The 12,879-nt window shown below is 65.8% G+C and carries 13 protein-coding genes; 9 read left to right on the forward strand and 4 right to left on the reverse strand.

Annotated features, from left to right (window positions below):
- Positions 1-10 precede the first annotated feature (10 nt).
- Entirely contained in the window at positions 11-874 is an 864-nt protein-coding gene (locus BMX57_RS09195) for a MurR/RpiR family transcriptional regulator (protein WP_092365458.1), read from the reverse strand.
- Between the two features lie 102 nt (positions 875-976).
- Between BMX57_RS09195 and BMX57_RS09200 the strand changes: the two genes are divergently transcribed.
- Together BMX57_RS09200 and BMX57_RS09205 are read left to right on the forward strand one after the other, a co-directional pair.
- On the forward strand, positions 977-2,296 hold the full coding sequence (locus tag BMX57_RS09200) for an aspartate aminotransferase family protein (RefSeq protein WP_092365462.1): 1,320 nt from the start codon (positions 977-979) through the stop codon (positions 2,294-2,296).
- Positions 2,293-3,084, forward strand: coding sequence for a 3-keto-5-aminohexanoate cleavage protein (locus tag BMX57_RS09205; protein WP_092365465.1), 792 nt, complete (start codon positions 2,293-2,295; stop codon positions 3,082-3,084). Before BMX57_RS09200 ends, BMX57_RS09205 begins: the two co-directional genes overlap by 4 nt.
- Here the strand turns inward: BMX57_RS09205 and BMX57_RS09210 are convergent.
- Both BMX57_RS09210 and BMX57_RS09215 read right to left on the reverse strand, forming a co-directional pair.
- Positions 3,063-4,160 (reverse strand): Gfo/Idh/MocA family protein, encoded by a 1,098-nt coding sequence (locus tag BMX57_RS09210; RefSeq protein WP_092365468.1) that lies wholly within the window; start codon positions 4,158-4,160, stop codon positions 3,063-3,065. The two genes, BMX57_RS09205 and BMX57_RS09210, sit on opposite strands and share 22 nt — an antisense overlap.
- Before the next feature lie 10 nt (positions 4,161-4,170).
- The gene (locus BMX57_RS09215) at positions 4,171-4,881 is read right to left on the reverse strand and encodes a GntR family transcriptional regulator (RefSeq protein WP_092365471.1); all 711 of its coding nucleotides are present in this window, start codon (positions 4,879-4,881) and stop codon (positions 4,171-4,173) included.
- 104 nt (positions 4,882-4,985) lie between these two features.
- Here BMX57_RS09215 and BMX57_RS09220 point away from each other — a divergent pair, with 104 nt between their 5' ends.
- Genes BMX57_RS09220 through dctP form a run of 6 tightly spaced genes read left to right on the forward strand, consistent with a single transcriptional unit; the run spans position 4,986 to position 10,573 of the window.
- The gene (locus BMX57_RS09220) at positions 4,986-6,140 is read left to right on the forward strand and encodes an LLM class flavin-dependent oxidoreductase (protein ID WP_092365474.1); all 1,155 of its coding nucleotides are present in this window, start codon (positions 4,986-4,988) and stop codon (positions 6,138-6,140) included.
- Positions 6,140-7,030 carry an aldo/keto reductase gene (locus BMX57_RS09225; protein ID WP_092365477.1) on the forward strand — a complete coding sequence of 297 codons (891 nt, stop codon included), beginning with the start codon at positions 6,140-6,142 and terminating at the stop codon, positions 7,028-7,030. Before BMX57_RS09220 ends, BMX57_RS09225 begins: the two co-directional genes overlap by 1 nt.
- Positions 7,030-7,545: a flavin reductase family protein gene (locus BMX57_RS09230; protein WP_092365480.1), complete on the forward strand. Its 516-nt coding sequence runs from the start codon at positions 7,030-7,032 to the stop codon at positions 7,543-7,545. Before BMX57_RS09225 ends, BMX57_RS09230 begins: the two co-directional genes overlap by 1 nt.
- Before the next feature lie 49 nt (positions 7,546-7,594).
- The gene (locus BMX57_RS09235; protein ID WP_092365483.1) at positions 7,595-8,185 is read left to right on the forward strand and encodes a TRAP transporter small permease; all 591 of its coding nucleotides are present in this window, start codon (positions 7,595-7,597) and stop codon (positions 8,183-8,185) included.
- Entirely contained in the window at positions 8,186-9,475 is a 1,290-nt protein-coding gene (locus BMX57_RS09240; RefSeq protein ID WP_092365486.1) for a TRAP transporter large permease, read from the forward strand.
- A 45-nt stretch (positions 9,476-9,520) separates the two neighbouring features.
- Positions 9,521-10,573 carry a TRAP transporter substrate-binding protein DctP gene (gene dctP / locus BMX57_RS09245; RefSeq protein WP_373283101.1) on the forward strand — a complete coding sequence of 351 codons (1,053 nt, stop codon included), beginning with the start codon at positions 9,521-9,523 and terminating at the stop codon, positions 10,571-10,573.
- A gap of 36 nt (positions 10,574-10,609) precedes the next feature.
- Here dctP and BMX57_RS09250 read toward each other — a convergent pair whose 3' ends face one another.
- Positions 10,610-11,080, reverse strand: a complete 471-nt coding sequence (locus BMX57_RS09250; RefSeq protein WP_092365492.1) for a tetratricopeptide repeat protein — start codon at positions 11,078-11,080, stop codon at positions 10,610-10,612.
- Here BMX57_RS09250 and BMX57_RS09255 point away from each other — a divergent pair, their 5' ends adjacent.
- The gene (locus BMX57_RS09255; RefSeq protein ID WP_229724222.1) at positions 11,081-12,367 is read left to right on the forward strand and encodes a cytochrome-c peroxidase; all 1,287 of its coding nucleotides are present in this window, start codon (positions 11,081-11,083) and stop codon (positions 12,365-12,367) included.
- The last annotated feature ends 512 nt before the right edge of the window (positions 12,368-12,879 follow it).

Genomic DNA, 12,879 nt, shown 5'->3' on the forward strand with positions numbered 1-12,879 from the left:
TCACGGAACTTTAACCGTCCCAGGTCTCTGCCAGAAGACGGTTTTTCTTGTCGACCTCGGCGATGCGGTCCTTGGCGCCGTCTCCGGCGCGGCTGACGAACATGCCGATCAGCGTTTCGACAAGGAACAGGGTCGCCACGTAGGACGAATAGAAATGTGGGCTGGTGGTCGGCACTACGAACCAGGCCGAGGCATGGCGCAGCGCCGGGCAGCTGTGCGTGTCGGTGATCAGCACGACATAGGTGCCCTGCTGTCGCGCGATCTGGGCTGCGCGAATGGCGCGGGTGGCAAAGGGCGGCTTGGTCACGACGATCACCACATCGCGTTTGTCCAGCCCGGTCAACCCGCCGCCCAGGGACGAACCCATGCGGCTGAGCATGCTCCAGTTGTCGGCGCAGAAACTGGCCATGTAAGACAGGTATTCGACGATCCCGGTCGAACCCAGCGCCCCGAGCAGAACCACGTGGCGCGCGTTGATGAGCGAATCGACCACTTCGGACAGCATGTCACGGTCGATGTCATGCGCCAGTCGGCCCAGGTTGGACTGGCAGGCCTCGAGATGCGCGTCGAGAAACCCGGCCTGGTCCGATCCGTGGTCGCGCTGCAGGCGCTGCGCGCGGCCGGCGAAGTCGTTGACCCGGCGGTCGATCTTGGCGCGCAATTCCTCGCGCAGATCCTCGAACCCGGCATAGTCCAGGGCGCGGGCGAGGCGGGAGAACGCGGCCGGTGACACGCCGCTTTCGCGCGAGACTGTCCTGAGCGACCGGCTGGCCACGTTCACGGGGTTGGCCGACAGATAGTCGGCCGCCTGCCGCAGCGTTCCGCTGAGCGTCTCGTAGTTCTCGGCGAGTCTTTGCTCGAATGTCGGCTGCAAGCGGTCCTCCCTCCGCGTGCAGGTATTTGTTCACTTTGTTTCATGGATTGTCAATTGATGAATCATCTGTTTCATTGATGGCGGAGACGCCTCGGGGGTGCCATGTCCCATATCTTTCCCAGACATACGAAATCCGTACTTCCGGTCGCGGCCCGGGGTGATGGCGTCTATCTGATCGACTCCGACGGCAAGCGGTATCTCGACGGATCGGGGGGCGCGGCGGTGTCCTGCCTTGGCCATTCCGACCCCGATGTGGCCAACGCGATCAAGCGCCAGGTCGACACGCTCGCCTTTGCCCATACCGGGTTTCTGACATCGCACCCCGCCGAATCGCTGGCCGACCGGCTGATCGCCCATGCGCCCGAGGGGATCGACCGGGTCTATCTGGTCTCGGGCGGGTCCGAGGCGGTGGAGGCGGCGCTGAAACTGGCGCGGCAATACATGATCGAGATCGGCCAGCCGCAGCGCACCCGGTTCATCGCCCGGCGGCAGAGCTATCACGGCAACACGCTGGGCGCGCTGGGCACCGGCGGGAACATGTGGCGGCGCGCGCCCTTCGACCCGGTGATGGTCTCGGCCAGCCATATCGCGCCCTGCTACGAGTATCGCGGCCGGCAGGAGGATGAGACGGCCGAGGCCTACGGCTTGCGCGTCGCCGATGAGCTGGAGGCCGAGTTGCAGCGGCTGGGGCCCGAGACGGTGATCGCCTTTCTGGCCGAGCCGGTGGTCGGCGCGACGGCGGGCGCGGTCCCGGCGGTTCCGGGCTATTTCAAGCGTGTGCGCGAGATCTGCGACCGCCACGGCATCCTGCTAATCCTCGACGAGGTGATGTGCGGCATGGGGCGCACCGGCACGCTGTTCGCCTGCGAGCAGGACGGCATCGCGCCCGACATCGTCACAATCGCCAAGGGGCTGGGCGCGGGATACCAGCCCATCGGCGCAATGCTGTGTTCCGCGCGGATCTATGGCGCGATCGAGCAGGGCAGCGGGTTCTTCCAGCACGGCCACACCTATATGGGCCACGCGACGGCCTGCGCGGCGGCCGATACCGTGCTGCGCAAGCTGACCGAGGGCGGGCTGACAGATCGTTCCGCGCGCATGGGCGAGGTGCTGGCCGATGCCCTTGTCTCGGAGTTCGGGCAGCATCCGCATGTGGGCGACATTCGTGGTCGCGGGCTGTTCCGCGGCCTGGAACTGGTCGAGCACCGTGGCACAAAGGCGCCCTTTGCGCCGGATCGCCAGGTCGCGGCCAGGTTCAAGAAGGCGGCTTTTGCCAACGGGCTGATCTGCTACCCGATGAGCGGCACGATCGACGGGCAGATGGGCGATCACGTCCTGATCGCGCCGCCCTTCATCATTTCCGAGGACCAGATCGGCGAGTTGGTGGGCAAGCTGTCCAGGACGCTGGCGCAGGTTCTATGAGGCCGCTGCCCCGTATCATGGTGGCGCCGAACGGCGCGCGCCGGCAGAAATCGGATCACCCGGCGCTGCCGGTCACGCTGAACGAGATGCTGGAGACCGCCGCCGCCTGCCATGCCGCCGGGGCGGACGGGCTGCACCTGCACCTGCGGGACGCGGATGGAGGGCATCTTCTGGACGTGGACAGTTATCGCACCGCTTTGCGCGCGCTGGCCGATGCGGTGCCGGACCTGGCCGTGCAGATCACCACCGAGGCGGTGGGGATTTACGCACCCGAGGTCCAACGCCGCGTTGCCCTGGGCACCGGCGCCGACATGGTCTCGGTCGCGATCCGCGAGATGTGCCGGGATCCGCAGGACGTGGCACGCGCTTTCTATGCCGACTGCGCCGCGCGGGGGATCGCGGTGCAGCACATCCTCTACGATCTGGCGGATGCCGATCTGCTGGCTGGTGTCATCGGCGACGAGGCCTTGCGGGACCAGGCGCTGCAACTGATCTATGTGCTGGGGCGGTACAGCAAGAACCAGACCTCCGAGCCGTCGGACCTGGACCCGTTCCTGGCGTGGCTGCAGGAGCGGAAGCTGTCGCCCGATTGGGCCATCTGCGCCTTCGGGCCGGGCGAGACCGATTGCCTGCTGCGCGCCGCCCGGCACGGCGGGAAATGCCGGATCGGGTTCGAGAACTCCCTGTGGAACCGTGACGGATCGCTGGCGCGCGACAATGCCGAACGGGTGTCCGAACTGGTGGCGCTGCTCGGGGACGGGGCGGATCAGTCCAGCCGCACCGCCTGACCCGTGGCGGCAGAGCGCTGCGCGGCAAGACCCATGCGGACGGCCATCGCCCCGTCGTTCAGCGTCACCTCGGGCGCGGATCTCCTCTCCCTTACCACGTCCAGAAACCCCTGGTGCTGGTAGAAGGTGGCGCCGTTGTGGTCGCCCGCCTCCAGCAAGGTCTTGTCAACGGGGATCGCGTAAGTGATCGGCCCCTTGGGCGCGCGCGGGCTGACCACCAGCTTCGGCGTCGGCGCGGGGCCCAGGCTGTCGGGCCAGAACCGGCCGGGTCCGGGCACAAAGGCCTCGATCTTGCCCGAGGGGCCGATTGCGGACAGTTCCTCCTGATAGGCGGCACCTTCGGCGAACATACACAGTTCCAGCATCGCGCGGCTGCCATTGTCGAAATCGACGATGACATACCCGTTGTCGATGATGTCGGGGATCTCGCCGTCATAGGATTCGTCGAGATGATTGACCGACTGCGCTGCCGAGGCCATCACCCGCACCGGCTCGGCCCGCAGCGCCAGGCGCATCAGGTCGAAGAAATGGCAGCATTTCTCGACCAGCGTGCCGCCGGTGTTTCGGGTGAACCGGTTCCAGTTGCCGACCTTTTCGAGGAAGGGAAAGCGGTGTTCGCGGATGCTCAGCATACGGATGCCGCCGGTTGCGGCCTCGGCCTGCTTCAGGAAGGCGGCGATGGGCGGCATGTAGCGGTATTCCATCGCCACCCAGACCGGCGCGGGATAGCGGTTGTGGAATTCGGCCAGCCGCCCGGCATCCTCGGGATCCGTGAACAGCGGCTTCTCCACCAGGAGCGGCAGCGGGCGGGCGGCGGCGATCTGCGCCATCTGGTCCATGTGGCAATGGTTGGGGCTGGCGATCAGCAGGCAATCCAGCGTCTCGTCCCACAGCAGGTCGTCGAGCGAGGCGGCCAGCCGCGCCTGCGGCGCCAGCGAGGTTGCCTGCGCCGCCATGCCGGGATCGGGCTCATAGACCGAGGCCACCCGCGCACCGTCCAGAAGCGCGATGTTGCGGATATGCTCTTGCCCCATCATCCCGCATCCGATGATCCCGTAGTTGATCTGGCGCGTCACAGGTTTCTCCTCATTTCAGCCGTTGCACATAAATCGCCCGGTCGGTGTCGAACCAGGTGCGGGAAAACTCGACCGGTTCGGGCCGGTCGGACCAGCTGAACCGTTCGATATAGCCGACGATGTCGCCCGGCCTACGGGTGAAACCCTCGGGCGCCCAATCGGGAACCCGGCCGATCGACACCCTGTCCTCGGCCCGCGTGATCCAGAAACCCAGCTGTTTCTGGTAATAGCGATAGAGCGAATCGGACAGCATGCGCGGATCGACGGAACCGGCGGATGCGTCCAGCCAGATCTCCTCGACCGCGATCACCGTGTCATTGAGATAGCGCAGCCGCCGCACGCGCGCGCCCCGGTCGGATCTGCCGAACCGTGGCAGGTCGTCGGGCTTGTCCAGCGTCTCGACCGACAGGATATCGGCGCGCGGCAACCCGCCGCCTTCGGGCAGTTCCAACCGGAACATCGCATAGACCGCATCGGCGGACGGGCCGCTGCGCACGTAGTTTCCCGACCCCTGGACCCGCTCCAGCAAGCCCTTGCCTTCGAGTTCGCGCAGCGCCTTGCGCAGGGTGCCGACGGAAATGTCCAGCCGCGCGGCCATCTCGCGTTCCGGGGGTAGGCGTTCGCCGTCGATCAGCCGCCCGGCGCCGATGTCGCGGATCAGCAATTCGGCAATCTGCACGTAAATCGGCAGCGCCGTGGGGCTGGAGCGGGCGGGGGGCATGCGTTGCGGCACCGTGTCGCGGAAAAAATTGATACACTATTGATCTACATCAAAGCGGCTGCTACGCAAGAGGAAATGCACCGCCTTTCCAAGGAGTCGCCCGAATGAGTGTTGTCCCGATCACGTCACCGGATCTCGACGCGTCCGAAGTGTCGTGGTTCTCGGCGCTCTGCTCGGACGACTACCGCTTCCTGGGCGTGCCGGACGGCGATCTGCGCTCCAGCTGGGAGCATTGCTCGGCCATCGTGCAAGAGGCCGAGGCGCAGGGGTTCCGCAACATCCTGTGCCCTTCCTCCTACCAGGTGGGGCAGGACACGCTGAGCTTTGTCGCCGGCTGCGCGCCGATCACGTCGAAGATCAACCTGCTGGCCGCCGTGCGCTGCGGCGAGATGCAGCCGATCATGCTGGCGCGGACCATCGCCACGCTGGATCACATGCTGAAGGGGCGGCTGACGGTCAACATAATCAGTTCCGACTTTCCCGGTGAAAAGGCCGACAGCGCCTATCGCTACCAGCGTTCGCGCGAGGTGGTCGAGATCCTGAAACAGGCCTGGACGCAGGACGAGATCACCTACAAGGGCGAGGTCTATGACTTCGAGGGGCTGACCGCCGATCCGGCGAAACCCTATCAGACCGGCGGGCCGCTTCTGTATTTCGGCGGCTATTCCCCGGCGGCACTGGATCTCTGCGGGCAGCATTGCGACGTCTACCTGATGTGGCCCGAGACGCAGGACCAGCTGGCCGGGCGGATGAAGGCGGTTCATGCCGTGGCCGAGCGCTATGGCCGGACGCTGGATTACGGGCTGCGGGTGCACATGATCGTGCGCGACACCGAGGCGGAGGCGCGGGAATACGCCGACTATATCGCTTCGAAACTGGATGACGAGCTGGGCCGGCTGATCCGCGAACGGGCGCTCGATTCAACCTCGCTGGGCGTTTCGCACCAGGCGCGGGCGCGCGAGTTGGCTGACCAGTTCGGCTATACCGAGCCGAACCTGTGGACCGGCGTGGGCCGTGCGCGCTCGGGCTGCGGCGCGGCGCTGGTGGGGTCGACCGACCAGGTGCTGAGCAAGATCGAGGACTACCGCAAGATGGGCATCCGCGCCTTCATTTTCTCGGGCTACCCGCACATCGACGAGGCACGGCATTTCGGGTCGCGCGTCCTGCCGCAGCTCAAGACCTGTTCGCTGCCGCATGAATACGGCCGGATTCCGGCCGAGACCCCCGCAACCCCGCTTGGCAACGGAGTCCGCCGCTGATGGATCGAGTCACCCTGTCCCCCGGCCTGGAATTGAGCCGGATCGTCTATGGCATGTGGCGTCTGGCGGATGATTCCGACACCTCGGCCGCGCATGTCGAGGCCAAGATCAACGCCTGCCTCGACCAGGGCATCACCACATTCGACCAGGCCGACATCTATGGCGACTACGGCGCCGAGGCGGTGCTGGGCCAGGCGCTGTGCGCCAATCCGGCGCTGCGGCAGCGGATGGAGATCGTGACCAAATGCGATATCGTGGCCCCCTGCGGACGTTATGCCGATGCGCGGGTCAAGCACTACGACACATCGCGCGATCATATTGAACGCTCGGTCGAAACGTCCCTGTCCGAGATGGCGATCGACCATATCGACCTGCTGCTGATCCACCGGCCGGATCCGCTGATGGACCATCACGAGACGGGTGGCGCGCTGGACGCGCTTGTCGAGTCCGGCAAGGTGCGGGCCGTAGGCGTGTCGAACTTCCGCCCCTGGGACTGGGAATTGCTGCAATCGGGCATGAAGACCCCGCTTGTCACCAACCAGATCGAGCTGTCGCTGGCTGCGCTTGCGCCCTTCACCGATGGCGACCTCGCCTTTCACCAGCGCCATGGCCACCCGGTGATGGCCTGGTCGCCGCTGGGCGGCGGCGCGTTGATGACCGGGGATGGCCCGGTGGCCCAGGTGGCCGACGAGATCGCGCAGGCGGCAGGCGTGGACCGGGCCGCTGTCCTGGTGGCGTTCCTGCTGGCCCACCCGGCGCGGATCCTGCCGGTCATGGGCACCAACAGCCTGCAGCGGATCGCAACGATCTCGGATGCGCTGAAGGTCGATCTGGACCGCGAGACCTGGTTTCGCCTCTACACCGCAGCCCTGGGACAGGAGGTGCCCTGATGAACGCCTTGTCACCGACCACGTCACGCGCCTTCGCGCCCGATCCGGCCAATTCGCGCCTGTTGCGCGACGCCTTCGGCAAGTTCGCCACCGGCGTGACCGTCGTCACCTGCGCCGGCACCGACGGGCCGCTGTGCATCACTGCCAACAGTTTCAGTTCGATCTCGCTGGATCCGCCGCTGGTGATGTGGGCGCCCGGCAAGGCGTCGCGCCGGTTCCCGCTGTTCCGCGCGGCCGAACACTATGCCATCCACGTGCTGGCCGCCGACCAGGCAGATCTGTGCTGGACCTGCTCGCGCGAGGCGGGCGCGCTTGAGCGGTTCGACCATACAACAAGCGAGGCGGGCGTTCCGCTGATTCCGAGCTGCCTGGCGCGGTTCGAATGCACGCGGGTGGCTTGCCACGAAGCCGGAGATCACGTCATCGTCGTTGGGCAGGTGGACCGCGCCGAGATGCGGGACGGCGACGCGCTTGCCTTCTATGCCGGGACGTTCGGCCAATTCGCGCAAAACTAGGCGCATCCATCCGCCGCGCATGATGGCGGATGTCACAGGGAGGATCCGCATGGGCGGATTGTTGTCGGTGCTGGCACCGATCGCCTACGCAAACGAGGCCCTGCTACGCCTGGGTCGTGCGATCGGCATCGTGGCCATCGCTCTGATGGTGCTGGCCATCCTGATCCAGGTCTTCTTCCGCTATGTCCTGAACAACGCGCTGCCCTGGCCGGACGAGGCGGCGCGGTTCTGCATGCTGTGGATGACCGGGCTGATGGCGCCCACCGCCTTTCGCCGGGGCGGGTTCGTGGCCATCGACATGTTCATGCGCGCGCTGCCTCGGGTGCCGGGCCAGATGCTGTCGCTGTTCCTGCTGCTGATCTCGCTGGTCGTGCTGCTGGTCGCCACCCGCATCGGCTGGAACGAGGTCACCGGCTTTGGCGGCCAGTTCACCACCGCATCGCTCTATGTTCCGGCCTCCCTCGGGTTCGACGAGTGGACGCGGGTGCCGCGCAGCTGGATGATGGCCTCGCTTCTGGTCGGTGTCGTCCTGCTGGCCGCGGTGAATGTCGAGCTGATCCTGCGCAGCATCGTGACGCTTCTGGGCGGCGGCCTGCGCCTGCCACCGATCGCCGGTGCCGAATTCCTGGGGAGCGAATAGATGCTGATCTGGTTCCTGCCCGTATTCCTGGCCTTCCTGCTGCTCGGTCTGCCCGTCTTCTTCGGCCTCCTGGCCGCGCCCGGCCTGCTGCTGTGGCTGAACGGGCAGGAGCGGGACATCACCCTGCTCTACCGCAATGTCTATAACGGCATGGACAGTTTTCCGCTTATGGCGATCCCCTTCTTCATGCTGGCGGGCGAACTGATGAACCGCGGCGGCATCACCATGCGGCTGGTCGAGTTCAGCCAGGCGCTGATGGGGCATCTGCGCGGCGGCCTGGCGCATGTGAACGTGCTCAGCTCGATGCTGTTCGCGGGGCTGTCGGGGTCGGCCGTGGCCGACACCTCGGCGCTGGGCTCGATGCTGATCCCGGCGATGGAGAAGCAGGGCTACTCCCGCAAGTTCGCCGCCGCCATCACCGCCGCCAGCTCGGTCATCGGGCCGATCATCCCGCCCTCGGGCATCATGATCATCTATGCCTATGTGATGGGCGAGAGCGTTGCCGCGCTGTTCCTGGCCGGGATCGTGCCCGGAGTGCTGGTGGGGCTGGGCCTAATGGGCATGGTCAAGGTGATGGCCGACCGCTACGACTTTCCGGTGGCCAGCCGGAAATACAGCTGGCCGGAACGCGGGCGGGCCAGCCTCAAGGCGTTCTTCCCCCTGATGACCCCGGTGATCATCATGGGCGGCATCCTGGGCGGCATCTTCACCCCGACCGAGGCGGCCGCAGTGGCGGTGGCCTATGCCTTCATTATCGGCTTCTTCGTGCTGCGCACCTTCGGCTTGCGCGACGTGCCCGAGGTGTTGAACACGGCGGGCATCACCTCGGCGGTGGTGCTGTTGCTGGTCGGTGCGGCGATGGCGTTCAAGACGGTGGTCAGCCTGAGCCACGCGCCCGAGCAGCTTGCGGCGCTGATTCTGGGGCTGAGCGAGAACCCGCTGATCCTGCTGTTCCTGATCAACCTGCTGCTCTTCGTTGTGGGCATGTTCCTGGACGCAGGCCCGGCAATCATCATCCTGGGGCCGATCCTGGCGCCGATCTTCACCGATCTGGGCATCGACCCGATCCACTTTGCCATCATCATGAGCGTCAACCTGACCGTGGGCCTGGCGACGCCGCCGATGGGACTGGTGCTGTTCGTCGCGGCGGCTGTGTCGCGCGAGCGGGTCGAGACCATCGCGCGGGCGATCCTGCCGTTCCTGGCAGTCGAGATCGCGGTGATCTTCCTGATCACCTTCGTGCCGGCCCTTTCGATGACGATCCCGCGGTTGACCGGGTTCGCGAACTGACCACACAATTAGGCATAACAGGGAGGAAACGCTGTGCTTAAGACAATGCTGAAAACGGTGACCGCCGCGGCCATGCTGGCCGGGTCGGCCATCGCCGTGCAGGCGGCGGAATATACCATCCGCGCCACCGCCAATTCCAACGAGAACGACGAGGATTACGACGGGCTCGTCGTGTTCAAGAACTTCGTCGAGCAGGCCTCGAACGGCGCCATCGAGGTCGAGATGTTCATCGGCACTCAGCTGTGCTCGAACGGGGCGGAATGCCTGCAGGGCGTCGCCGATGGCAGCATCGACGTCTATATCTCCACCTCGGGCGGCGCCTCGGGGATCTTTCCCTTCGTGCAGGTCCTGGACCTGCCCTATCTGATGGCCGACGACCGTGTGGCCGAAACCGTGCTCGAGAACGGGTCGTCCTTCGTGCAGAAGATGCAGGAGATGACCCTGGACGCCTCGGGCGGCGCGATCCGGCTGATGACCATCGGCAACACCGGCGGCTGGCGCAACTTCGCCAATACCGAGCGGCGCGTGGCCAGCCCGGCCGACATGGAGGGGCTGAAGATCCGCACCGTGGTCGCCGACCTGCCGCAGGAACTGGTCAAGGCGCTGGGCGCTTCGCCCACGCCGATCCCGTGGCCGGAACTCTTCACCAGCTTCCAGACCGGCGTGGTCGAAGGCTCGAAGAACGGCATCACCGACATCATGAACATGAAGTTCCCCGATGCCGGGCTGAAATACGTGACGCTGGACGGTCACGCCTATATGGGCGCGTTGTGGTTCATGAACAACGAGAAGTTCATGGCCATGCCCGAGGACATGCGCCGCGTGGTAGTCGACGGGTTCTACCAGCTGCAGCAGGCGACATTCGCCTCGCCCAAGCGCAAGTCGATCGCGGCCTACGAGGAATTCGCGGCCGCTGGCGGCGATCTCTACGTGCCGACGCCCGAGGAAAAGGCGGCGTTCAAGGAGGCCGCGGCCCCGGTCTATGACTGGTTCAAGTCCAGCGTCGATGGCGGTGGAGAGATTTTTGACGCCCTGACCGCCGCGGTGGCGGATGCCGAACAGGAGATCGACGCGGCCCGTCAGGCCGACATGAAATGATCCCGTCGGCGGGCGCATTCCGCGCCCGCCGCCCCTTCACCGGAAGGGATACATCCAGGGTTTGTAATCCCCGATCAGCACATGAGCCTTCTCGATCTGCTCCGGCGACATCTTCTTGACCACTTCTTCCAGGCTGATCGCGGCATCCGGATCGCCGCCGATCGCGCTGAGCGTGTACCACATGTAGGCGCGCACCAGGTCCGGCGCGGGCAGGCCGCGGCCGACCTCGTAATACCAGCCGACCCCGGACTGCGCGCCGGGATGCCCCTTCATCGCAGAACGCAGATACCATTCGAAGGCCCGCGCGTCGTCGCGCGGCACACCCAGCCCCATGGCATACATCACGCCGATCAGTTCCTCGGCATCGGCGTTGCCCGAGCGCGCCGCCGGCCAGAGCGCGTCATAGGCTTCGGCAAACGCGCCCGCCTCCATCATGTCGCGCGCCTCCTCGATTCCGGCCAGGGCCGGCCCGGCCGCAAGGCAAAGCGCAAGTATCGCTGCGCGCATGTGATCCTCTCCCTCTTGCTCGCCGGTCCGCTGGCCGCCGATCCCTTGCCGCCGCCGCTGACCGGCGACGATTTCCTGCCCTTCGATCCGGCGCAGGCGGCCTTGGGCCACCAACTGTTCTACGACCCGATCCTGTCGGGCAACAACAACATCAGCTGCGCGCATTGTCACCATCCCGATTTCGGAACCTCGGACGGGCTGTCGCTGGGCATCGGCGAGGGCGGACTTGGACTGGGTCCCGAACGCACGGCCGGATCCGGCGAGACGCGCATCCGCAAACGAATTCCGCGCAATGCTCCGGGCCTGTGGAACCTCGGCGCGCGTGAAATTCACACGCTGTTTCATGATGGCCGGCTCAGCCGCTCGGACCTCTATGGCAACGGGTTCGATTCCCCGGCCGAGGAATGGCTGCCGCAAGGGCTCGATTCCCTGCTGGCCGCGCAGGCGCTGTTCCCGCTGGCCGCGCAGTTCGAGATGGCCGGCAACCCGTCCGAAAACGAGGTGATCGGGGCCGTGCATGACCGGATCGACAAGGCCTGGCCGATCCTCGCCAAGCGAGTGCGCACCGATCCTCGTTACGGCCCGGCCTTCGTGGCGGCCTTCGATCATGTGCGCCAGCCCGAGCAGGTGAGCATCGTCGAGATCGCCAATGCGCTCGCCGCCTTCATGATCGCCGAGTGGACCAGCATCGACAGCCCCTTCGACAGGTATCTGGCTGGGGACAGTGCCGCGTTGACCCCGGAACAGCGGCGCGGCATGGCGCTGTTCTACGGCAGGGCGCGGTGTGCAACCTGCCATTCCGGCCCGCTCCTGTCCGACCAGAAGTTTCACGCGCTCGGCCTGCCACCCTTCGGTCCCGGTCGCACGCGCACCTTCGATCCCTATGCGCGCGATGTCGGGCGGATGGGCGAAACCGACCGCCTCGCCGATGCCTACCGGTTCCGCACGCTGATGCTGCGCAACGTGGCGCGCACCGCCCCCTATGGCCATAACGGCGCGTTTCCCACGCTGGAGGGCATCGTGCGGCACCATCTGGATCCGGACGGGTCGCTGGCGGCATGGTCGCCCGACATGGCCCGCCTGCCTCGGGTCGACTGGCTGGCCAAGATCGATTTCGTCGTCCTGCAGGATCGCCGCGAGCTGGCCCGCCAAGCGCGGGCGCGGGACATTGCACCAGTGCGCTTGGGCGATGACGAGATTGCCGAGATCCTGGCATTTCTCGAGGCGCTGACCGGAGCCGGGGTGGACCGGCCACCATTCGGCGTGCCGGAGGATTTCCGGCCCTGAGTCGCCGCTGCGCCGGATCGAGTCGCGCGAGCGGCGAGTCGACCTGTTAGTGGTTACATGAAAATGGCCCACAAGATATGGTGGTAACGCGCGAGTCGCGGGCCAGGACCGGCGCCGGCGGCTTTGACGACCCCGTTCAGAGCGCGGTGACACGACCGGACTCAAGAGGCCGAGTTGGATCGCAACTCTTTGATTTTATTGACCTTCATCCCCTTTGCGAAAGAAATGCGAAGATTTTTTCAAAAGGGGGTTGCGGAGGTCGGACCTGAGCCGTAAATAGCCCCTCACCGGCGGCGCTGATGCGGTGTCGGGACGCGGAACCAGGCGGCGAGCTTGGGAAAGCGGACAACAGCAGAGCAGTTGAGGCGGGGCGCGCCGAGCAAGTTAGGGCGCATCTCGTGAATATTGTCTCTGCGTGCTCTTTGACATTTTGGATATCTGAAGAGATATGCGGGCGGTTTGGTTCATTTCGATGGATTGAGTGTCTGTATGTCGCGCCGGTAGGGGCCTTG

Origin of the sequence: Cribrihabitans marinus, assembly GCF_900109035.1 — a bacterium.
Taxonomy (GTDB): domain Bacteria; phylum Pseudomonadota; class Alphaproteobacteria; order Rhodobacterales; family Rhodobacteraceae; genus Cribrihabitans; species Cribrihabitans marinus.

What these genes read in the sequence shown, in the direction of transcription:
- dctP (WP_373283101.1), top strand. Translation starts at nt 9,521, where the DNA reads ATGCTGAAAACGGTGACCGCCGCGGCCATGCTGGCCGGGTCGGCCATC.
- BMX57_RS09230 (WP_092365480.1), top strand. Translation starts at nt 7,030, where the DNA reads ATGAACGCCTTGTCACCGACCACGTCACGCGCCTTCGCGCCCGATCCG.
- BMX57_RS09235 (WP_092365483.1), top strand. Translation starts at nt 7,595, where the DNA reads ATGGGCGGATTGTTGTCGGTGCTGGCACCGATCGCCTACGCAAACGAG.
- BMX57_RS09220 (WP_092365474.1), top strand. Translation starts at nt 4,986, where the DNA reads ATGAGTGTTGTCCCGATCACGTCACCGGATCTCGACGCGTCCGAAGTG.
- BMX57_RS09200 (WP_092365462.1), top strand. Translation starts at nt 977, where the DNA reads ATGTCCCATATCTTTCCCAGACATACGAAATCCGTACTTCCGGTCGCG.
- BMX57_RS09225 (WP_092365477.1), top strand. Translation starts at nt 6,140, where the DNA reads ATGGATCGAGTCACCCTGTCCCCCGGCCTGGAATTGAGCCGGATCGTC.
- BMX57_RS09240 (WP_092365486.1), top strand. Translation starts at nt 8,186, where the DNA reads ATGCTGATCTGGTTCCTGCCCGTATTCCTGGCCTTCCTGCTGCTCGGT.
- BMX57_RS09250 (WP_092365492.1), bottom strand. Translation starts at nt 11,080, where the DNA reads ATGCGCGCAGCGATACTTGCGCTTTGCCTTGCGGCCGGGCCGGCCCTG.
- BMX57_RS09215 (WP_092365471.1), bottom strand. Translation starts at nt 4,881, where the DNA reads ATGCCCCCCGCCCGCTCCAGCCCCACGGCGCTGCCGATTTACGTGCAG.
- BMX57_RS09205 (WP_092365465.1), top strand. Translation starts at nt 2,293, where the DNA reads ATGAGGCCGCTGCCCCGTATCATGGTGGCGCCGAACGGCGCGCGCCGG.